Genomic DNA, 19,368 nt, shown 5'->3' on the forward strand with positions numbered 1-19,368 from the left:
GCACGCACACGCCGATCTCGGTGCCTTTCTCGGCGGCCAGCTGCTTGAGCCGGATCGCCGCCGACAGCCCGGCGGGGCCGCCGCCGACGATCACGACGTCGTATTCCATCGATTCGCGCGGGCCGTATTGCTCGATGAGGCTTGCGGGGGTCATTGGCGTTCCTCTAACCGTTAGAATGCTTTTATTCGGGAGCGTATTGTCTGCGAAACGAAACGCTTGCCGCAACAGCATGCGGATAGATTAGCACGATCGTTCTATTTTTTGTGCCAGGGTTATGCTGCGTGGGGGCAGGGCGCCCGTCGCGGCGAAACGATATCGAAAGGGGATGTGCAATGGGTCGATCGATCAATCTGGAAGGCAAGGTCGCGCTGGTCACGGGCGCATCGAGCGGTCTCGGGCAACGCTTCGCGCAGGTGCTGTCGCAGGCCGGTGCGAAGGTCGTGCTCGCGAGCCGCCGCGTCGAGCGCCTGAAGGAACTGCGCGCGGAGATCGAGGCGGCGGGCGGTGCCGCACACGTCGTGTCGCTCGACGTCACCGACGTGCAGAGCATCAAGGCGGCCATCGCGCACGCGGAGACGGAAGCCGGTACGATCGACATCCTCGTGAACAATTCGGGCGTCTCGACGATGCAGAAGCTCGTCGACGTGACGCCGGCCGATTTCGAATTCGTGTTCGACACCAACACGCGCGGCGCGTTTTTCGTCGCGCAGGAAGTCGCGAAACGGATGATGATGCGCGCGAACGGCAACGGCAAGCCGCCGTACCGGATCATCAACATCGCGTCGGTGGCCGGCCTGCGCGTGTTTCCGCAGATCGGGCTGTATGCGATGAGCAAGTCGGCGGTCGTGCAGATGACGCGCGCGATGGCGCTCGAATGGGGCCGCCACGGGATCAACGTCAACGCGATCTGTCCGGGCTATATCGATACCGAAATCAATCATTACCTGTGGGAAACCGAGCAGGGCCAGAAGCTGCAGTCGATGCTGCCGCGCCGGCGCGTCGGCAAGCCGCAGGATCTCGACGGGCTGTTGTTGCTGCTCGCGGCCGACGAGTCGCAGTTCATCAACGGCTCGATTATCTCCGCCGACGATGGCTTCGGCCTCGCCTGAGTGGATGACACTCAGCAACAAAGAAGACTGCAATGAGCGAATATTCCCCCGTATTTGAAATGTCGATGCCGATCCGCTGGGGCGACATGGATGCGTTCGGCCACGTGAACAACACGGTCTATTTCCGCTACATGGAACAGGCCCGGATCTCGTGGTTTGAGGAACTCGGCATCGCGGGCGGCAACGGCGAGGGGCAGGGGCCCGTGATCGTCACGGCGTCGATGGAGTTCCTGAAGCAACTGCACTACCCTGGCGACGTGATCGCGAGGATGTCGGCCGCGAAGCCGGGCCGCAGCAGCTTCGACACCGGTTTCGAGCTGACGCGCGCGGACGATCCGCAGCACGTCTATGCGCGCGGCAATGCGCGCTGCGTGTGGGTCGACTATGCGCTCGGCAAGTCGGTGCCGCTGCCGCAACTGCTGCGCGATACGATCGAACGCGCGCTCGTGGCGAAGGTCGGCTGAGCGCTGCGGCATCGAACCCGGTGCACGGGCGCCGGTGTGTCGCCATTTCCTGAGGATCCCCCGAATCGGCCGTGTCACGCGGCCGATTGCCATTCCGGCGCGCGTGTTACTGGCCGAGCAGGCGCTGCAGCAGTTCCGGCGTATTGTTCGTGCCGTACTTGCGCATCAGCCGCGCGCGGTAGATATCGACCGTGCGCGAACTGATGTCGAGCATGCGTCCGATCTGCTTGCTGGTCTTGCCGGTCGCGAGCTGCGCGGCGATCTCGCGTTCGCGCGGCGTCAGCTCGACGGCGACGCGGCGTGTCGCGCTCAGGTCCTCGAAGGTCCAGATGCCGGCCGCGAGCGGCGCGGTGCGGTCGAGCGCGCGGCCCGTCACGTGGCACCAGAACAGCTCGCCGTCGGCCCGTTTCATGATTCTGTCATCGGCGTAGATGCCGTTCGCGATCATCACCCGCGAAATGCGTTCGCCGATCCGCTGGAATTCGCCCGGCGACGGATAGAGCACCTCGTACGACTTCCCGAGCAGATCGGCCCGCGCGCAGCGGAAGATCGACGCGAGCGCGTCGTTGCAGTCCTCGATCACGCGGTCGCGCGACATCACGAGGCCGAGCGGCGCGAGGTGAAAGGCAGTCTGGTAATCGAGAGCGGGCATGGCGCAGGCAAGCGGAGGGAAACGCTTATGTATTTTTGCGTATTGTGCCGTATCCGTGCCGCATCGTACCCTTTCAGGCATCTCGCGACGGTTTGTCGCGATATAAAAACAGCGCGCCTCGACGCAGGTATCGCCGTGCATGCATAGAATGATGCGGCGGGCTTGCGGCCCAGTGGGCGCGTGAACCGGTTTTGCTGGTTTCCATAGAGGAAGGGACAAACAGATGAACAAAGTCTATCCAAGCGCGGCCGCCGCGCTGGAAGGGATCGTCCGTGACGGACAGACCTTCGCGGTGGGCGGCTTCGGCCTGTGCGGGATTCCCGAGGCGCTGATCGGCGCGTTGCGCGATTCGGCCGTCAAGGGCATCACCTGCATCAGCAACAACGCGGGCGTCGATGGCTTCGGTCTCGGCCTGCTGCTGGAAACGCGCCAGATCAAGAAGATGATCTCGTCGTACGTCGGCGAGAACAAGGAGTTCGAGCGCCAGTACCTGGCCGGCGAACTCGAGCTCGAATTCACGCCGCAGGGCACGCTCGCCGAGAAGCTGCGCGCGGGCGGCGCCGGCATTCCCGCCTTCTTCACGAACACCGGCTACGGCACCGTGATCGCGGAAGGCAAGGAAACGCGCCAGTTCGGCGATCGCCACTACGTGCTCGAGCCGTCGCTGACGGCCGACGTCGCGCTCGTGAAGGCGTGGAAGGCCGACAAGTCCGGCAACCTCATCTATCGCCGCACCGCGCGCAACTTCAACCCGATGTGCGCGATGGCGGGCAAGATCACCGTCGCGGAAGTCGAGGAGATCGTCGAGAACGGCACGCTCGATCCAGACCAGGTCCACACGCCGGGCATCTTCGTGCAGCGCATCGTGCTGAACGCGACGCCCGAGAAACGCATCGAACAACGCGTCGTACGCGCGAAAGGAGACTGACATGGCCTGGAATCGTGACCAGATGGCCGCGCGCGCGGCGAAGGAACTGCAGGACGGCTTCTACGTGAACCTCGGCATCGGCCTGCCGACGCTCGTCGCGAACCACGTGCCGGAAGGCGTCGAGGTGTGGCTGCAGTCGGAGAACGGCCTGCTCGGCATCGGCCCGTCGCCGACCGAGGAGGAAGTCGACGCGGATCTCATCAACGCCGGCAAGCAGACCGTCACGACGCTGCCGGGCTCGTCGATCTTCTCGTCGGCTGATTCGTTCGCGATGATTCGCGGCGGCCACATCAACCTCGCGATCCTCGGCGCGATGCAGGTCAGCAAGACGGGCGACCTCGCGAACTGGATGATCCCGGGCAAGATGATCAAGGGCATGGGCGGCGCGATGGATCTCGTCGCGGGCGTGAAGCGCGTCGTCGTGCTGATGGAGCACGTCGCGAAGGGCGACCAGCACAAGATCCTCGACGAATGCAACCTGCCGCTGACGGGTGTCGGCGTGGTCGACCTGATCATTACCGATCTCGGGGTGATCGAAGTGACGCCGGACGGCCTGAAGGTGCTCGAGCTCGCCGACGGCGTGAGCGCGGAAGAGATCCAGACGAAGACGGGCGCACCGCTCGATGTGAGCGCGGTCGCCTGAGCACCGTCCTTTCCGCATGACCCTCGACGCCCCGCGTTCCTGACGGAACGCGGGGCGTTTTGCCATGACCGTATGCGTCACGCGATCGCGCCGCCCCCGTCGATCAGCACCGTCGAACCGGTCGCGTAAGGTGTCGTGGCCAGGTAGACGATCGCGTTCGCGACGTCCTCGGGCTGGCCCACGCGGCGTGCGGGAAGGCGCTGGGCGGCGCCCGCGTACATCGCATCGCGTGCGTCGGGTGCGAGCTTGTCCCACAGCGGCGTCGCGATCAGGCCGGGCGACACGGTGTTCACCCGCACGGGCGCCAGTTCGAGCGCAAGGCCGCGGGCGAGCGCCTCGAGCGCCGCGTTGATCGCACCCTGCAGCACCGACGACGCGTTTGGCCGCACGCTCAGGTAACCCGACACGAATGTCAGCGAACCGCCGGGTGCAATATCGATCGAGCGGGCGATGCGGTATGCGCCCCAGAACTTGCTGTCCATCGCTGCCTGCGCGTCGGCAAGCGGCAGTGCGCGCAGCGGGCCCGTGGCTGTCTTCGCGGCCGAAATCACGACGTGGTCGAACTGGCCGACGCGCGCGCAGAACGCATCGACGGCTGCCGTATCGGTGATGTCGAGCGCTTCGGTGCGCACGTGCTCGTCCGGCGCGGCATCTGCACCGGCCCTGGCCGGGGCGCGCGATGCGATCGTCACGACAGCGCCGCGTTGCGCGAAGGCCTTCGCTGCCGCGGCGCCGATACCCGAGCTGCCGCCGACGACAAGTACTTTGTTTCCGTGGAGTGGATCGTTCATGGTGGTCGTTCCGAGGAGAGGAGGTGAGTGCAATCCGGTCAGATCGTTTCGGTTTCGCGCAGCGTCGACGGGCTGCGTAGCGCGAACCGGGCGATGTCGTCCTTGCGCATGAAGGCCACCCCCGGATGCGATCGAGCGTAACGCAGGAACGCGTCCCAGGCGCGGACCATCTGCGGCGTGCCGCTGATCCGGTCGTGCGCGCTGATCGACATCAATCTGCGCCGCTGCCCGGCTTCCGCGTACAGCTGGTCGAAATCGAGCTTGATCTGCTCGAGAAACATCGTCGGCGAGTAGTTGCGGCCCTCGATCAGCAGGATGTCGTTGTTGCGCAGCGTATACGGGACGACCACGAAATCGCGACCGCCGACGGTCTCGATGAAGGGCTCGTCCCGGCTGACGTCGTCGATGTGATACACGTAACCGAGTTCCTGCAGCAGCGGCAGCGTGTGCGGCCCGCGCCGCAGCCAGTTGCAGTTGTAGCCGATCGGGCGCTGTCCCGTCGCCGCTTCGACCATGTCGCGGGCTTCGGTGAGGAAGCGACGTTCATCGTCGCGGTTCATCGCGAATTGCGAGCGCCATGTCGGGCCGTGCGCGGCCGCTTCGTGGCCGCGCGACACAATCTCGCGCGCCAGTTCGGGATGCCGGCGTGCGGCTTCCCCGATCATGTGCGACGTAACTTTCACACCGTGCCGGTCCCACAGGTCAAGCAGGCGCGGAATCCCTTCACGATAGCCATACGCGAACCACGTGGCCGACGCCAGATCGACCGGCACCGACGATGGAAATTCGACGGGCGGGAACGGGCTGTCTGCGCCCTTGGGCGGTTGTCCGCCGGCCTCGAATTGCATCGAGATCGAGATGACGAGCCGCGTATCGTTCGGCCAGAATCCGCCGGCGCTCGTGTCTTCCGGCTGCGGTGCCGGCGCGGCGGCGGCCGGCCGGGAGGCGCCCGCGACCACCGCGACGCCGGCCGCCAGCCCGGCGCCGGCCTGTGCAAGAAATGTGCGGCGCGCCGGAGGCGTCGCCGAATTGGAGTCGCTGTAGGTCATCGTCTTCTCCGTCAGCCGACGAGCCCGAGCTGGCGCATCAGCGTCAGGTTGTCCTCGATGTGCCAGTTTTCCGCAATCCGGCCGTGGTCGATCCGGTAGATGTCGGTCGCGATGAAGTCGACCGTCTGCCCGCTGCCGGCCGTGCCATTGAACGTGCCGGTGAAATGCCCGCGAAAATGCAGGTGCACGACGACTCGGTCGCCCGCGACGATCATCTGCTCGATGTCGCAACGCAGGTCCGGGATGGCCGCGCGCATCGTCTGGGATGCCGCGAGCGGCCCCGGTACGCCCTGTGCGCGGCCGGCCGGAAGCGTTCGGTCGATGAAGCCGGCAGCGAGTGCCGTGCGGGCGAGGCTGGCGTCGCCGGTATCCCAGAACGTGCCGTAGCGACGTGCGGCGAGGATCTGCGCGCGTGCCTGCGGGGTCGGCACGTCGGCCGCGACGGTCAGGCTGTGCGGCTCGACGAGCCCCGCCGCGCGGGAGGCGGCAGGCGACAGCGCAACGACGCAGGCGGCTGCGGCGATGACGCGGGTGATCGGCCGAGCGGCCGAAAGAAGGCGAATCGACATGGTTTGGAGGGTCCTGTGTAGAGCGTCGTGCGACGACGCGGAACAGGTATGGTAGGTTTTCGATTTCCATCTAAATACCGTCGGAAATCGAATGGATTATTCGAAAAAAGGAAAGGCTCAATCGGGGCCGGTGCCGCGATGCTGATCGACGATCTCCCGGCGCTCGATACCTTCGCGAGAATCGTGTCGGCCGGCAGCCTGTCGGCGGCGGCGCGCGAGCTGGACTTGTCGCTGTCCGTCGTCAGCAAGCGGCTTGCGCATCTCGAGTCGCAGCTCGGCGTGCGTTTGCTGCACCGGACGACGCGGCAGCAGACGCTGACCGACGACGGTGCGCAGTTCCACGCGCAGGTGCTGCGCATCCTGGCCGAAGTCGAGCGTGCCGAAACGCTGATGACCGATCGCCGCGGCACGGTTGGCGGTGTGCTGCGCGTCACGGCGCCGGGCGAGCTCGGCCGACTGCGGATCGCGCCCCTCGTCGCCGCGTTTCAGCGGCGGCATCCCGAGCTGATCGTGCAACTGATGCTGACCGACACGATCGTCGATCTGCTCGCGCATGACATCGATGTCGCCGTGCGGATCGGCAGCCTCGCCGATTCGACAATGATCGCCCGCGAGCTCGCACCGAATCATCGTGTGCTTTGCGCGTCGTCGAGCTATCTCGCCGCGCACGGAGTGCCGGCTGAACCGGCCGAGCTTCGTGCGCACCGATGCATCGTGATGGGCGACCAGCCGCGTGCCGAGTGGCGGTTCGACGGTGCACAGGGCACGGTTGCGGTCGAGGTGACGGCCGCGCTGCTGACGAACGACGGTGGCGCGGCTCGGACGTTGGCGCTGGAGGGCGCGGGCATCGCGCTGAAGTCGATCTGGGACGTCGGTGCCGATCTCGATGCCGGTCGACTGGTCCGCGTGCTGCCGGCATTCGCGGCGCCCGCGGCACCGCTTCATGCGGTTTATCCCGGTGGTCGTCACGTGCCGTTGCGCGTGCGCGCATTCGTCGATTTCCTGCGCGAGCAGTTGCGCGGCGCGTGGGGCCGCGGCGACTGAGCACGCTGCGAACGATGTGCCGGCGGTGGCGTGTGCGTGACGACCTGCGGTGACGAAGCGGTTTACAATCGTTTGCATCGGGCGACGCAAGCGTTGTCCGCCGCGCCGCCTCTGTTCGACAGGATGCCAACGATGCCGATAACCTCAGCGAATCCTCCGATTCCCCGTCAGCGACGCGTGCAGTGTGCAAGCGTCGCCAGCCTTCATCACGTCGCCTATACCGAATGGGGCGACCCGGCCAATCCGCGCGTGCTGGTCTGCGTGCACGGCCTGACCCGTTCGGGGCGCGACTTCGACCGGCTCGCCGCCGCGCTGTCCGATACGTATCGCGTCGTCTGCCCCGACGTCGTCGGGCGCGGTCGCTCCGACTGGCTCGCCGATCCGCGGCATTACGCGATTCCGCAATACGTGGCCGACATGGTCACGCTGATCGCGCGGCTCGATGTCGAGTCGGTCGACTGGTTCGGCACGTCGATGGGCGGGCTGATCGGCATGGCGCTCGCGGGGTTGCCCGGTTCGCCGCTGCGCCGGATGATCGTCAACGACGTCGGCCCGCGCATCGAACCCGATTCGCTGACGCGCATCGGCGAATACCTCGGCGTGCAGCCGCACTTCGCGACCGAGCAGGAAGGTGTCGACTATCTGACGTCGCTGTCGCTGCCGTTCGGGGAGTTGACCGGCGACGAATGGCGCGAGATCAATCGGCCGCTGCTGCGCGAGCTGCCCGACGGCGGCTGGACGATGCGCTACGATCCGCGCATCGCCGAGCCGTTCAAGGCGACGACGCCCGAACTGGCCGCGCTCGGTGAGGCCGCGCTGTGGCGCGCGATCGAGACGACCGATGCGTCGCTGCTCGTCGTGCGCGGCGCCGAGTCGGACCTGTTGTCGCGCGAGACCGCCGCCGAGATGGTGCGCCGCGGCCGGCATGTGGCGCAGGCGGAAATTCCCGGCACGGGGCATGCGCCGGCATTCCTGAACGCCGACCAGATTGCGCTCGCGCGGCGGTTTTTCGTCGAAGGCGTCTCATAATCGCGTCATAATATGCGGTTCGGCGGCATGCGGGCCGCGTCGTCGCCGATTCTTCACCCACTCAAACGACCGGAACATTCCATGGCAGTCATTCGTCACCACGTCGGAGCCCGTCTCTCCGAAACCGCGATCCACAACGGTACCGTGTATCTGGCTGGCCAGATCGCCGAAGACACCACCCAGGACATCAAGGGCCAGACGCGTGAAGTGCTGGGCCACATCGACCGCCTGCTCGCCGAAGCGAACAGCGACAAGGCGCATCTGCTGTCGGTGCAGATCTACATTTCGGATCTCGCGAACTTCGAAGGCATGAACGCGGAGTGGGACGCGTGGGTCGCGCCGGGCAACACGCCGCCGCGCGCGACCGTCGAGGCGAAGCTCGCGGATCCGGCGCTGCTGGTCGAGATCGTCGTCGTCGCCGCGCAGCGGAGCTGAGCGAAGCATCACGATGACCGCAATACGCCAGGCCGTGCGATGACCGAACCCGTTTCCGCTTCTTCCGTCGCGGCGCCGTCGTTCGACGACGTGCTCGCGTTCGTGCGCGAGCGGGCCGGCGACGCGCGCCTGTCGTCGGGCGAACTGCTCGCCGATCACTCGGCGGGCACGGCGTCGATCATGCGCACGTTGAACGTCGACCCGCACGCGATGCAGGCGGCCGCGCTGTTCGTACTGACGCCGCACCTGAACGATCCCGAGCGGGAACTGACCGAACGGTTCGGCGAAGAGGTCGCGCGGCTCGTGTCCGACGTGCGCAAGCTGCTGCGGCTCGGCACCGTCAGCCTGCGCGCCGCGCAAAATGCGATGCCCGACGCCGGGCGCGACGCGGCGGAAGAGCGGCGCACGCAGATCGAGGCGCTGCGCAAGATGCTGCTCGCGTTCGCGCAGGACATCCGCGTGGTGCTGATCCGGCTGGCGTCGCGGTTGCAGTCGCTGCGTTATTACGCGGCGGCGAAGATCGATCCGCCGCCCGACGTCGCGCGCGAGACACTCGAGATCTACGCGCCGCTCGCAAACCGTCTCGGTATCTGGCAACTGAAGTGGGAACTCGAGGACCTCGCGTTCCGCTTCGAGGATCCGGTCACCTACAAGCGCATCGCCAAGCTGCTCGACGAGAAGCGCATCGAGCGCGAGGCCTACGTCGCACAAGCGATCGAGCGGCTCCAGCACGAGCTGGCGGAAGCGCACATCCCGGCCGACGTGAGCGGGCGGCCGAAACATATCTACAGCATCTGGCGCAAGATGCGCGGCAAGGAGCTCGACTTCGCCGAGCTGTACGACGTGCGGGCGTTCCGCGTGATCGTGCCGGACATCAAGGATTGCTACGCGGTGCTCGGCATCGTGCATCACCTGTGGCAACCGGTGCCGAAGGAATTCGACGACTACATCTCGCGCCCGAAGCCGAACGGCTACAAGTCGCTGCATACGGTCGTGATCGGCGACGACGGCCGCGCGTTCGAAGTGCAGATCCGCACGCAGGAAATGCACCGCTTCGCGGAGTACGGCATCGCCGCGCACTGGCGCTACAAGGAAGCCGGCGCGCGCGGCTATGGCGGCCAGTTTTCAGCGAGCGACAAGTACGACGAGAAGATCGCGTGGCTGCGCCAGCTGCTCGCATGGAAGGACGACGTCGAAGTGTCGGGCGACCAGGCGTGGGCCCAGCTGCGCGAGACGTCGCTCGACGACGACCACATCTACGTGCTGACGCCGCAGGCGCGCGTGATCGCGCTGCCGCAGGGTGCGACGCCGGTCGATTTCGCCTACCACCTGCACAGCGAGCTCGGCCATCGCTGCCGCGGCGCTCGCGTCGACGGCGTGATGGTGCCGCTGAACACGTCGCTCGCGAACGGCCAGACGGTCGAGATCGTCGCGGTGAAGGAGGGCGGCCCGTCGCGCGACTGGCTGAACCTGCAGCTCGGCTACCTGAAGAGTTCGCGTGCGCGACAGAAGGTGCGGGCGTGGTTCAACTCGATCGAGCAGGAAGAGAACATCGCGCATGGCCGCGCGCTCGTCGAAAAGACGCTGCAGCGCGAGGGCAAGACGTCGGTCAATCTCGACAACCTCGCCGCGAAGCTCGGCTTCAAGTCACCCGACGAACTGTTCTCGGTCGTTGGCAAGGAAGAATTCAGCCTGCGCAACGTCGAGCACGCGCTGTCCGATGCGCCGCCGCCCGAGCATGCGCCCGAGGCGCCCGCCGATTTCGAGAAGCGCAGCAGCGGGGCGAGTGTCGCGCACGGCGCGTCGACCGGCGTGCTGGTGGTCGGCGTCGATGCGCTGCTGACCCAGCTTGCGCGCTGCTGCCGTCCGGCGCCGCCCGACCCGATCAGCGGTTTCGTCACGCGCGGCAAGGGGATGTCGATCCACCGCAGCGACTGCCCGACGTTCCGGCGGATGGCCGAGCGGGCGCCGGAGCGCGTGCTGCAGACGACCTGGTCGGCCGACGTGCTGGGCGGACGCGGCGTGTCCGTCTATCCGGTCGACCTGATGATCGAGGCGAGCGACCGGCAAGGCTTGCTGCGTGACATCTCCGAAGTGTTCGCGCGCGAGAAAATGAACGTGGTGGGCGTGAAGACGCAGAGTCGCCGCAATGCGGCGTTCATGCAGTTCACGGTCGAGGTGTCGAATTCCGCGCAGGTGCAGCGTGCGTGCACGCTGCTTGGCGAAGTGCAGGGCGTCGTGCGGGCGGGGCGCAAGACATGACGTCCCTGTAATGGGGGCGGAACGCAATCGTTTTACTGCGGCCGCATAAAAACGCTTGCCAAGCCGGCGTTAGCTCCATATAATCTTAGCTTCTCTAGGCTCGTAGCTCAGCTGGTTAGAGCACCACCTTGACATGGTGGGGGTCGTTGGTTCGAGTCCAATCGAGCCTACCAACGAATTGAGAATGCCCGGTTTCCGGGTATTCGATGCAGTAGATAACTCAACGCGAACAGGGCGAATACGGTTATGACACCGCGAACGTTGACCGAAACCTTTTCGGAGCGACGCTAGTCGAGGAACGTTTTCGCCCTTTCAGCCTGAGTGAAGTATCGAATGCGGCCCCTCGAAAGCGGGGCCGCATTTTTTTTGTCGCGAAATTTCGCGCGTGATTTTTTATATCGCGTACCTGGTTTGCCGCCCACTGTCGGCATCACGGAGATTGCTATGGTTTCGATACGCTTGCCTGACGGCTCAGTTCGACAATACGAGCATCCGGTGACAGTTGCCGAGGTTGCGGCCTCGATCGGTCCCGGCCTCGCGAAGGCTGCGCTTGGAGGCAAGCTCGACGGCGAGCTCGTCGACACGTCCACGGTCATCGATCGCGACGCAGCGCTCGCGATCGTCACGGACAAGGATGCCGACGGTCTCGACATCATCCGTCACTCGACCGCGCACTTGCTCGCGTACGCGGTGAAGGAGCTGTATCCGGATGCGCAGGTGACGATCGGTCCCGTGATCGACAACGGCTTCTACTACGACTTCTCGTATAACCGCCCGTTTACGCCCGAAGATCTGGAAAAGATCGAAAAGCGCATGCAGGAAATCGCGAAGAAGGACGAGCCGGTGACGCGCCGCGTCGTGTCGCGCGACGAGGCGGCCGGCTATTTCCGCAGCATCGGCGAGAAGTACAAGGCCGAGATCATCGAATCGATTCCGCAAAGCGACGAAATCAAGCTGTACTCGCACGGCGGCTTCACGGACCTGTGCCGCGGCCCGCACGTGCCGTCGACCGGCAAGCTGAAGGTCTTCAAGCTGATGAAGGTCGCGGGCGCGTACTGGCGCGGCGACTCGAAGAACGAGCAGCTGCAGCGCATCTACGGTACGGCCTGGACGAAGAAGGAAGACCAGGATCAATACCTGCACATGCTCGAGGAAGCGGAAAAGCGCGACCACCGCAAGCTCGGCAAGCAGCTCGACCTGTTCCACATGCAGGAAGAGTCGCCGGGCATGGTGTTCTGGCATCCGAAGGGCTGGGCGCTGTGGCAGCAGGTCGAGCAGTACATGCGCCGCCGCGTGAACGACGCCGGCTACCTCGAGATCAAGACGCCGATGATCATGGACCGCTCGCTGTGGGAAGCGTCGGGCCACTGGCAGAACTATCGCGAGAACATGTTCACGACGGAGTCGGAGAAGCGCGACTACGCGATCAAGCCGATGAACTGTCCGGGGCACGTTCAGGTGTTCAACCACGGCCTGCGCTCGTACCGCGATCTGCCGCTGCGCTACGCGGAATTCGGTTCGTGCCACCGCAACGAGGCATCGGGCGCGCTGCACGGCCTGATGCGCGTGCGCGGCTTCGTGCAGGACGATGCGCACATCTTCTGTACCGAAGAGCAGTTCATCGCCGAGTCGATCGCGTTCAATACGCTGGCGATGAGCGTGTACAAGGATTTCGGGTTCGATCACATCGACATCAAGCTGTCGCTGCGCCCCGAACAACGTGCGGGCACGGATGAAACCTGGGATCGCGCCGAGCAGGGCCTGCGCGACGCGCTGACGGCGTGCGGCCTGTCGTGGGAAGAGCTGCCGGGCGAGGGTGCGTTCTATGGCCCGAAGATCGAATACCACATCAAGGATGCGCTCGGCCGTTCGTGGCAGTGCGGCACGCTGCAGCTCGACATGGTGCTGCCGGAGCGCCTCGGCGCCGAGTACGTCGCGGAAGACAACAGCCGCCGCCGGCCGGTGATGCTGCACCGTGCGATCGTCGGTTCGATGGAGCGATTCCTCGGCATTCTGATCGAGCACCATGCCGGCGCGATGCCGGCCTGGCTCGCGCCGTTCCAGGCAGTTGTGCTCAATATCGCCGAAAGTCAGGTGGAATATGCGCACTCTCTGACCCAAACGTTGCAAAAACAAGGGGTTAGAGTGGCGGGCGATTTGCGCAACGAGAAGATTAGCTATAAAATACGCGAGCACACGCTGGAAAAGGTGCCTTATCTCCTCGTCGTGGGTGATAAGGAGCGTGATGCGCAAACGGTAGCCGTGCGTGCCCGAGGCGGCGTCGATCTTGGCGTTATGCCGATCGAAGCCTTCGTTGAGCGTCTGCAGGAAGACCTGCGCTCGTTCAAGTAACCGCCCTGGCAGCGCGGCTCGTTTTTTTAATTTTTAGAGGAAACGTAACATCGCTACTGATAAGTCGTCGCATCGCATCAACGGTGAAATCTCTGCGCCGGAAGTGCGTCTGGTCGGGATCGAGAACGAACCGCTCGGTATCGTAAAACTCGCTGATGCTTTCCGTAAATCGGAAGAACTGGATGTTGATCTGGTGGAAATCGCGCCGCAAGCGGTTCCTCCGGTCTGCCGTCTGATGGACTACGGCAAGTTCAAGTATCAGGAGTCCAAGAAGCAGCACGAAGCGAAGCTGAAGCAGAAGGTCATCCAGGTGAAGGAAGTCAAATTCCGCCCGGGTACCGATGACGGTGACTACAACGTCAAGCTCCGCAATCTCATGCGCTTCCTCGAAGAGGGCGACAAGACGAAGATCACGTTGCGTTTCCGCGGCCGTGAAATGGCTCACCAAGAGATCGGCATGCGGATGCTGGAACGTCTGCGCACGGATCTCGAGGAAGTCGGCCAGGTCGAGCAGATGCCGAAGATGGAAGGGCGCCAGATGATCATGGTGCTCTCGCCGAAGAAAAAGAAGTAACGGGCCCGCGCGCACGGCGCGCAGGTTCGAAAGTGGTTCGGTGCGTTGCCCGGTCAGGGCGGCGCGCCAACAATGACGGCGGCTGCGCAAGCGGTTCGCCGTACACAAGTGGACTGGGTTTCGAAGGGCGGGTCAAGGGCGCATGCCAACCGCACACCCATCGCCATCTAATAAACTGGAGTTGTTCGTCATGCCTAAGATGAAGACCAAGAAGAGTGCTGCAAAGCGCTTCGTGGTGCGTCCGGGCGGTACCGTCAAGCGCGGTCAAGCCTTCAAGCGTCACATCCTGACCAAGAAAACCACGAAGAACAAGCGTCACCTGCGCGGCGCAACGGCAGTTCATGATTCCGATCTGAACTCCGTCCGCGCAATGCTGCCGTTCGCGTAACCCCTCAACTGATACTCTAAGGAGAGAAACATGCCTCGAGTCAAACGTGGGGTAACCGCACGGGCCCGCCACAAGAAGATCATCAAGCTGGCCAAGGGTTATCGCGGCCGTCGCAATAACGTCTACCGCATCGCCAAGCAGGCGGTGATGCGCGCTGGTCAGTACGCGTACCGCGATCGCCGCAACAAGAAGCGTGTGTTCCGCGCACTGTGGATCACGCGTATCAACGCGGCAGTTCGCCAGCACGACATGACCTACAGCGTGTTCATCAACGGCCTGAAGAAGGCGTCGATCGAACTCGACCGCAAGGTCCTGGCCGACATGGCGGTGTTCGACAAGGCTGCTTTTGCTGCGATCGTCCAGCAGGTGAAAGCCGCCGTTGCAGCCTAATTGCGAAATTAGCACTGCGTGGTTAGTTGCAGCGATGTTCCGGTAGTTTCGGCCGCTGCAGCGAAAACGGGGCTCTTCCGAGCCCCTTTTTTGTTTGGTGGGCAGATTTGCTCGCCAAGACCGAATGACGTTGGAAATGATGGGATCTATGGATCTGGACCAGATTGTCGCCGACGCGCAGCAGTCCTTCGAACAGGCTGCCGACATCACCACGCTCGAAAACGAGAAAGCACGATTTCTCGGCAAGTCGGGTGCGCTGACCGAGTTGCTCAAGGGCCTCGGCAAGCTCGATCCCGAAGCACGCAAGACCGAAGGCGCACGCATCAACGTCGCGAAGCAGCAGGTTGAAGCCGCGCTGACCGCACGCCGTCAGGCATTGGCCGACGCGTTGCTGAACCAGCGCCTCGCCGCCGAGGCGATCGACGTCACGCTGCCGGGCCGCGGCGCCGGTGCAGGCAGCCTGCACCCGGTGATGCGCACGTGGGAGCGCGTCGAACAGATTTTCCGCTCGATCGGTTTCGACGTGGCCGACGGTCCCGAAATCGAGACCGACTGGTACAACTTCACGTCGCTGAACAGCCCGGAGAACCATCCGGCGCGTTCGATGCAGGACACCTTCTACGTCGAAGGCAAGGATGCCGACGGCCGCCAGCTGCTGCTGCGCACGCACACGAGCCCGATGCAGGTGCGTTACGCGCGCATGAACCGTCCGCCGATCAAGGTGATCGCGCCGGGCCGCACGTATCGCGTGGACAGCGATGCGACCCACTCGCCGATGTTCAATCAGGTCGAGGGGCTGTGGATCGACGAAAATATCAGCTTCGCCGACCTCAAGGGCGTCTATACCGATTTCCTGAAGAAATTCTTCGAGCGCGACGACATCCTCGTGCGCTTCCGTCCATCGTATTTCCCGTTCACGGAACCGTCGGCCGAGATCGACATGATGTTCGAGCACGGCAAGAACGCCGGCAAATGGCTCGAGATCTCGGGCTCGGGGCAGGTGCATCCGACCGTGATCCGCAACATGGGCCTCGATCCCGAGCGCTACATCGGCTTTGCGTTCGGCAGCGGCCTCGAGCGCCTGACGATGCTGCGCTACGGCGTGCAGGATCTCCGGCTGTTCTTCGAGAACGATCTGCGTTTCCTGCGCCAGTTCGCATAACGCACGCGCCGCGCCGACATGTGCCCGCGCACGCCCCGCCGGACGTTTCCGACGGGGCCCGGGCGTCGATCTAACCTGTTTCGAACGTAGACATCCATGCAATTCCCTGAATCCTGGTTGAGAACCTTTGTCGACCCGCAGCTGACGACCGACGAACTGTCGCACGCGCTGACGATGGCGGGGCTCGAAGTCGAATCGCTGAGCAAGGCTGCGCCGCCGACGTCGAAGATCGTCGTCGGCCGCGTGCTCGAAGTCGTCAAGCATCCGGATGCGGACAAGCTCAATGTCTGCCAGGTCGACGCCGGCACCGGCGCGACGCTGAATATCGTTTGCGGCGCACCGAACGTGGCGCCCGGCATCAAGGTGCCGGTCGCACTGGTCGGCGCGGAACTGCCGCCGGCGGAAGAGGGCGGCAAGCCGTTCGCGATCAAGCTGTCGAAGCTGCGCGGCGTGGAGAGCCAGGGGATGCTGTGCTCGGCGCGCGAACTGAAGCTGTCCGAAGACCACAGCGGCCTGCTGATCCTGCCGGAAGACACGCCGGTCGGTCAGGACATCCGCGACACGCTCAATCTCGACGACACGATCTTCGAAATCAAGCTGACGCCGAACAAGGCCGATTGCCTGTCCGTGTTCGGCATCGCGCGCGAGACGGCCGCGATCACCGGCGCTCCGCTGACGCCGGTCGATATCCGTCCGGTGCGCGTCGAGCTCGACGAGACGCTGCCCGTGCGCATTGCCGCGCCCGATCTGTGCGGCCGATTCTCCGGCCGCGTGATCCGCGGCGTGAACGCGCATGCGAAGACGCCGCAATGGATGGTCGAGCGCCTCGAGCGTTCGGGCCAGCGCAGCGTGTCGGCGCTCGTCGACATCTCGAACTACGTGATGTTCGAGCTCGGGCGTCCGTCGCACGTGTTCGACCTGGACAAGATCCACGGCGGCATCGAGGTGCGCTGGGGCAAGCGCGGCGAGTCGCTGAAGCTGCTGAACGGCAATACGGTCGAACTCGACGAAACGGTCGGCGTGATCGCGGACGACCGCCACGTTGAAAGCCTCGCGGGCATCATGGGCGGCGACAGCACGGCCGTCACGCTCGACACGACCAACATCTACCTGGAAGCCGCGTTCTGGTGGCCGGACAGTATCCGTGGCCGCGCGCGCAAGTACAACTTCTCGACCGATGCGGCCCATCGCTTCGAGCGCGGCGTCGACTACGCGACGACCGTCGAGCACGTCGAGCGCATTACTCAACTGATTCTCGAGATCTGCGGCGGCAAGGCCGGCCCGATCGACGATCAGGCGGTCAACCTGCCGCAGCGCGCGCCGGTGAAGATGCGCGTATCGCGCGCGAACCGCATCATCGGCGTGAAGATCGACGCCGACGAGATCGCGGACATCTTCACGCGCCTCGGCCTGCCGTTCGAGCGTGACGACGACGCGTTCCTGGTCACGCCGCCGTCGCACCGCTTCGACATCGAGATCGAGGAAGACCTGATCGAGGAAGTCGCACGCATTTACGGCTTCGAGAAGATTCCGGCGCGTCCGCCGGTCGCGACGAGCGAGATGCGCGCGACCAACGAGACGCAGCGTTCGATCCACGACATCCGTCATGCGCTTGCGGCGCGCGACTACGCGGAAACGGTCAACTTCAGCTTCGTCGATGCGGAGTGGGAGCACGATTTCGCCGGCAACGACAACCCGATCCGCCTGCTGAACCCGATCGCGAGCCAGCTGTCGGTGATGCGCACGACGCTGTTCGGCAGCCTGATCTCGGTGCTGCGCCACAACCTGAACCGTCGCGCGGATCGCGTGCGCGTGTTCGAGGCGGGCCGCGTGTTCCTCGCCGATCCGTCGGTGAAGGCCGGCGAGCTGACCGTCGAAGGCTACACGCAGCCGAAACGTGTCGGCGCGCTCGCGTACGGCCCGGCGGTCGACGAGCAGTGGGGCGTGGCGACCCGCGCTGTCGATTTCTTCGACGTGAAGGGCGATCTCGAGGCGCTGCTCGCACCGGCCGCCGCGCGCTTCGTGAAGGCCGAACATCCGGCCCTTCATCCGGGCCGCAGCGCGCGCATCGAAGTCGATGGTCGTGCGGTCGGCTGGATCGGCGAGCTGCATCCGCGCCTGATGCAGAAGTACGAGCTGTCGCACGCGCCGGTGATGTTCGAAATCGACGCGGACGCGCTGATCGCGCGTGCGCTGCCGGCACCGACCGACGTGTCGAAATTCCCGCCGGTGCGGCGCGATATCGCCGTCGTGGTCGATCAGGCGGTCGAGGTTCAGGCACTTTTCGACGAAATGAAGAAGGCGCTGGCCGACGACGCCTGCCGATTCGTTCAGAAGGTTGTACTCTTCGACGAATTTCGTGCAAAATCAAATACTTCCGGTGGCCTTGCCGCGCACGAGAAGAGCCTTGCCTTCCGCGTGACGCTGCAGGACGCGGCTGGCACGCTACAGGACGAGGTCGTCGATCAGGCGATCCAGACCCTGGTCGAGCGAATGGCTCGTGCCGGTGCTCGCCTGCGCGGCTAAGGAGAGGGGCCGCCCGTTGGCGGGCGGCTTTTCCCCATCGTAAGTTTTGGTTTAACGCGCTGTATGGCAGATATGAACGACATGACCTCGAGTGAATTCGAAGCCCTCCTGACGGCGCAACGCAGCGCCATGAACCGCGACGCTTCGGCGCCGGCGTCCACCGAGACGCCGACGCTGACGAAAGCGGAACTGGCGGAGCTGCTGTTCGACAGCGTCGGGCTGAACAAGCGTGAAGCGAAGGACATGGTCGAGGCTTTTTTCGAAGTGATCCGCGACGCGCTCGAAAACGGTGAAAGCGTCAAGCTGTCGGGGTTCGGCAATTTCCAGCTGCGCGACAAGCCGCAGCGTCCGGGCCGCAATCCGAAGACGGGCGAGGCGATTCCAATCGCGGCCCGCCGGGTCGTAACCTTCCACGCGAGCCAGAAGCTGAAGGCGCTGGTCGAAAACGGCGTGGAATAACGCCCGCGCGTTGACGTCTCCGCGCGGCCGCCGCGCACCCTTTACCGACGGTTAACCGACGATGACCACTACGGTTGAGAAAGTCGTCTTGCCTCCGATTCCCGCGAAGCGCTACTTCACGATCGGTGAGGTCAGTGAGCTGTGCGGGGTCAAGCCGCACGTGCTGCGTTACTGGGAACAGGAATTCACGCAGTTGCGGCCGGTGAAGCGGCGTGGCAATCGCCGGTACTACCAGCATCACGAAGTGCTGCTGATACGGCGGATTCGCGAGTTGCTGTACGAACAAGGGTTCACGATCAACGGGGCGCGCAACCGGCTCGATTCACCGGGCAGCGAACGCGGTGCCGTTGCACCGGCCGTGCCGGACATGCCGGCAGCCGATGAGCGTGCGCCGGACAAGCAGGGGGCAATAGTCGACGTGAACGCGTTGCGGCAGGCGCTCCTCGACGTGATCGACGGACTGAAGCACGACTGAGCGTGGCGCTCGAATCAAGAAAAGCCCGGTTGGCGAAGTGCCACCGGGCTTTTTTCATGCACGCGG

At 64.6% G+C, this 19,368-nt stretch carries 21 protein-coding genes and 1 tRNA gene; 17 read left to right on the forward strand and 5 right to left on the reverse strand.

The window, feature by feature from the left end; all coding sequences use genetic code 11:
- Positions 1–226 (reverse strand): FAD-binding protein (locus tag F3J14_RS01515; RefSeq protein WP_226251539.1); only part of this gene is annotated, 226 nt, incomplete at its 3' end.
- 107 nt (positions 227–333) lie between these two features.
- Between F3J14_RS01515 and F3J14_RS01520 the strand changes: the two genes are divergently transcribed.
- Both F3J14_RS01520 and F3J14_RS01525 read left to right on the forward strand, forming a co-directional pair.
- The gene (locus F3J14_RS01520; RefSeq protein ID WP_006753332.1) at positions 334–1,110 is read left to right on the forward strand and encodes an SDR family oxidoreductase; all 777 of its coding nucleotides are present in this window, start codon (positions 334–336) and stop codon (positions 1,108–1,110) included.
- A gap of 32 nt (positions 1,111–1,142) precedes the next feature.
- Complete coding sequence (locus F3J14_RS01525) at positions 1,143–1,574, forward strand: thioesterase family protein (protein WP_166721472.1); 432 nt, start codon at positions 1,143–1,145, stop codon at positions 1,572–1,574.
- Between the two features lie 106 nt (positions 1,575–1,680).
- On the opposite strand, the gene F3J14_RS01530 is transcribed toward F3J14_RS01525, so the two are convergent.
- Positions 1,681–2,226, reverse strand: coding sequence for a PAS and helix-turn-helix domain-containing protein (locus F3J14_RS01530; protein ID WP_011656664.1), 546 nt, complete (start codon positions 2,224–2,226; stop codon positions 1,681–1,683).
- Positions 2,227–2,449: 223 nt separating this feature from the next.
- Here F3J14_RS01530 and F3J14_RS01535 point away from each other — a divergent pair, with 223 nt between their 5' ends.
- The gene (locus F3J14_RS01535; protein WP_166721473.1) at positions 2,450–3,154 is read left to right on the forward strand and encodes a CoA transferase subunit A; all 705 of its coding nucleotides are present in this window, start codon (positions 2,450–2,452) and stop codon (positions 3,152–3,154) included.
- Position 3,155: 1 nt separating this feature from the next.
- Positions 3,156–3,797, forward strand: a complete 642-nt coding sequence (locus tag F3J14_RS01540) for a CoA transferase subunit B (protein ID WP_166721474.1) — start codon at positions 3,156–3,158, stop codon at positions 3,795–3,797.
- 77 nt (positions 3,798–3,874) lie between these two features.
- On the opposite strand, the gene F3J14_RS01545 is transcribed toward F3J14_RS01540, so the two are convergent.
- Genes F3J14_RS01545 through F3J14_RS01555 form a run of 3 tightly spaced genes read right to left on the reverse strand, consistent with a single transcriptional unit; the run spans position 3,875 to position 6,206 of the window.
- Positions 3,875–4,588, reverse strand: coding sequence for an SDR family oxidoreductase (locus tag F3J14_RS01545; RefSeq protein WP_166721475.1), 714 nt, complete (start codon positions 4,586–4,588; stop codon positions 3,875–3,877).
- 38 nt (positions 4,589–4,626) lie between these two features.
- Positions 4,627–5,637 carry a polysaccharide deacetylase family protein gene (locus tag F3J14_RS01550; RefSeq protein WP_166721476.1) on the reverse strand — a complete coding sequence of 337 codons (1,011 nt, stop codon included), beginning with the start codon at positions 5,635–5,637 and terminating at the stop codon, positions 4,627–4,629.
- 11 nt (positions 5,638–5,648) lie between these two features.
- Positions 5,649–6,206 (reverse strand): ester cyclase, encoded by a 558-nt coding sequence (locus tag F3J14_RS01555; protein WP_166721477.1) that lies wholly within the window; start codon positions 6,204–6,206, stop codon positions 5,649–5,651.
- 138 nt (positions 6,207–6,344) lie between these two features.
- Here F3J14_RS01555 and F3J14_RS01560 point away from each other — a divergent pair, with 138 nt between their 5' ends.
- The 13 genes from F3J14_RS01560 to F3J14_RS01620 all read left to right on the forward strand — a co-directional run bounded on the left by F3J14_RS01560 (position 6,345) and on the right by F3J14_RS01620 (position 19,302).
- A complete protein-coding gene (locus F3J14_RS01560; RefSeq protein ID WP_166721478.1) occupies positions 6,345–7,250 on the forward strand; it encodes a LysR family transcriptional regulator in 906 nt (301 codons plus the stop codon).
- Between the two features lie 132 nt (positions 7,251–7,382).
- Positions 7,383–8,279, forward strand: coding sequence for an alpha/beta hydrolase (locus F3J14_RS01565; RefSeq protein WP_166721479.1), 897 nt, complete (start codon positions 7,383–7,385; stop codon positions 8,277–8,279).
- Positions 8,280–8,360: 81 nt separating this feature from the next.
- Positions 8,361–8,714: a RidA family protein gene (locus F3J14_RS01570; protein ID WP_006758848.1), complete on the forward strand. Its 354-nt coding sequence runs from the start codon at positions 8,361–8,363 to the stop codon at positions 8,712–8,714.
- A gap of 39 nt (positions 8,715–8,753) precedes the next feature.
- Entirely contained in the window at positions 8,754–10,976 is a 2,223-nt protein-coding gene (locus F3J14_RS01575) for a bifunctional (p)ppGpp synthetase/guanosine-3',5'-bis(diphosphate) 3'-pyrophosphohydrolase (RefSeq protein ID WP_166721480.1), read from the forward strand.
- 96 nt (positions 10,977–11,072) lie between these two features.
- Positions 11,073–11,149: transfer RNA gene (locus tag F3J14_RS01580), tRNA-Val, on the forward strand.
- A 271-nt stretch (positions 11,150–11,420) separates the two neighbouring features.
- A complete protein-coding gene (gene thrS / locus F3J14_RS01585) occupies positions 11,421–13,328 on the forward strand; it encodes a threonine--tRNA ligase (protein ID WP_166721481.1) in 1,908 nt (635 codons plus the stop codon).
- Positions 13,329–13,377: 49 nt separating this feature from the next.
- Positions 13,378–13,902, forward strand: coding sequence for a translation initiation factor IF-3 (gene infC, locus F3J14_RS01590; RefSeq protein WP_166721564.1), 525 nt, complete (start codon positions 13,378–13,380; stop codon positions 13,900–13,902).
- A gap of 190 nt (positions 13,903–14,092) precedes the next feature.
- The gene (gene rpmI / locus F3J14_RS01595) at positions 14,093–14,290 is read left to right on the forward strand and encodes a 50S ribosomal protein L35 (RefSeq protein WP_004191477.1); all 198 of its coding nucleotides are present in this window, start codon (positions 14,093–14,095) and stop codon (positions 14,288–14,290) included.
- Positions 14,291–14,320: 30 nt separating this feature from the next.
- Positions 14,321–14,680 carry a 50S ribosomal protein L20 gene (rplT, locus tag F3J14_RS01600; protein WP_006052502.1) on the forward strand — a complete coding sequence of 120 codons (360 nt, stop codon included), beginning with the start codon at positions 14,321–14,323 and terminating at the stop codon, positions 14,678–14,680.
- 148 nt (positions 14,681–14,828) lie between these two features.
- Positions 14,829–15,842, forward strand: a complete 1,014-nt coding sequence (gene pheS / locus F3J14_RS01605; RefSeq protein ID WP_006753318.1) for a phenylalanine--tRNA ligase subunit alpha — start codon at positions 14,829–14,831, stop codon at positions 15,840–15,842.
- Between the two features lie 96 nt (positions 15,843–15,938).
- Positions 15,939–18,368: a phenylalanine--tRNA ligase subunit beta gene (gene pheT, locus F3J14_RS01610; RefSeq protein WP_166721482.1), complete on the forward strand. Its 2,430-nt coding sequence runs from the start codon at positions 15,939–15,941 to the stop codon at positions 18,366–18,368.
- A 72-nt stretch (positions 18,369–18,440) separates the two neighbouring features.
- On the forward strand, positions 18,441–18,827 hold the full coding sequence (locus F3J14_RS01615) for an integration host factor subunit alpha (protein WP_006753316.1): 387 nt from the start codon (positions 18,441–18,443) through the stop codon (positions 18,825–18,827).
- Positions 18,828–18,888: 61 nt separating this feature from the next.
- Positions 18,889–19,302: a MerR family transcriptional regulator gene (locus tag F3J14_RS01620; RefSeq protein ID WP_166721483.1), complete on the forward strand. Its 414-nt coding sequence runs from the start codon at positions 18,889–18,891 to the stop codon at positions 19,300–19,302.
- The last annotated feature ends 66 nt before the right edge of the window (positions 19,303–19,368 follow it).

Source organism: Burkholderia sp. Tr-862, from assembly GCF_011753085.1.
Classification (GTDB): Bacteria; Pseudomonadota; Gammaproteobacteria; order Burkholderiales; family Burkholderiaceae; genus Burkholderia; species Burkholderia ambifaria.

Coding starts and splice junctions, on each gene's coding strand:
- F3J14_RS01545 (WP_166721475.1), bottom strand. CDS start 4,588: ATGAACGATCCACTCCACGGAAACAAAGTACTTGTCGTCGGCGGCAGC.
- rplT (WP_006052502.1), top strand. CDS start 14,321: ATGCCTCGAGTCAAACGTGGGGTAACCGCACGGGCCCGCCACAAGAAG.
- F3J14_RS01570 (WP_006758848.1), top strand. CDS start 8,361: ATGGCAGTCATTCGTCACCACGTCGGAGCCCGTCTCTCCGAAACCGCG.
- thrS (WP_166721481.1), top strand. CDS start 11,421: ATGGTTTCGATACGCTTGCCTGACGGCTCAGTTCGACAATACGAGCAT.
- F3J14_RS01520 (WP_006753332.1), top strand. CDS start 334: ATGGGTCGATCGATCAATCTGGAAGGCAAGGTCGCGCTGGTCACGGGC.
- F3J14_RS01530 (WP_011656664.1), bottom strand. CDS start 2,226: ATGCCCGCTCTCGATTACCAGACTGCCTTTCACCTCGCGCCGCTCGGC.
- pheT (WP_166721482.1), top strand. CDS start 15,939: ATGCAATTCCCTGAATCCTGGTTGAGAACCTTTGTCGACCCGCAGCTG.
- pheS (WP_006753318.1), top strand. CDS start 14,829: ATGGATCTGGACCAGATTGTCGCCGACGCGCAGCAGTCCTTCGAACAG.
- F3J14_RS01540 (WP_166721474.1), top strand. CDS start 3,156: ATGGCCTGGAATCGTGACCAGATGGCCGCGCGCGCGGCGAAGGAACTG.
- F3J14_RS01535 (WP_166721473.1), top strand. CDS start 2,450: ATGAACAAAGTCTATCCAAGCGCGGCCGCCGCGCTGGAAGGGATCGTC.
- rpmI (WP_004191477.1), top strand. CDS start 14,093: ATGCCTAAGATGAAGACCAAGAAGAGTGCTGCAAAGCGCTTCGTGGTG.
- F3J14_RS01620 (WP_166721483.1), top strand. CDS start 18,889: ATGACCACTACGGTTGAGAAAGTCGTCTTGCCTCCGATTCCCGCGAAG.
- F3J14_RS01555 (WP_166721477.1), bottom strand. CDS start 6,206: ATGTCGATTCGCCTTCTTTCGGCCGCTCGGCCGATCACCCGCGTCATC.
- F3J14_RS01615 (WP_006753316.1), top strand. CDS start 18,441: ATGAACGACATGACCTCGAGTGAATTCGAAGCCCTCCTGACGGCGCAA.
- F3J14_RS01550 (WP_166721476.1), bottom strand. CDS start 5,637: ATGACCTACAGCGACTCCAATTCGGCGACGCCTCCGGCGCGCCGCACA.
- F3J14_RS01525 (WP_166721472.1), top strand. CDS start 1,143: ATGAGCGAATATTCCCCCGTATTTGAAATGTCGATGCCGATCCGCTGG.
- F3J14_RS01575 (WP_166721480.1), top strand. CDS start 8,754: ATGACCGAACCCGTTTCCGCTTCTTCCGTCGCGGCGCCGTCGTTCGAC.
- F3J14_RS01560 (WP_166721478.1), top strand. CDS start 6,345: ATGCTGATCGACGATCTCCCGGCGCTCGATACCTTCGCGAGAATCGTG.
- F3J14_RS01565 (WP_166721479.1), top strand. CDS start 7,383: ATGCCGATAACCTCAGCGAATCCTCCGATTCCCCGTCAGCGACGCGTG.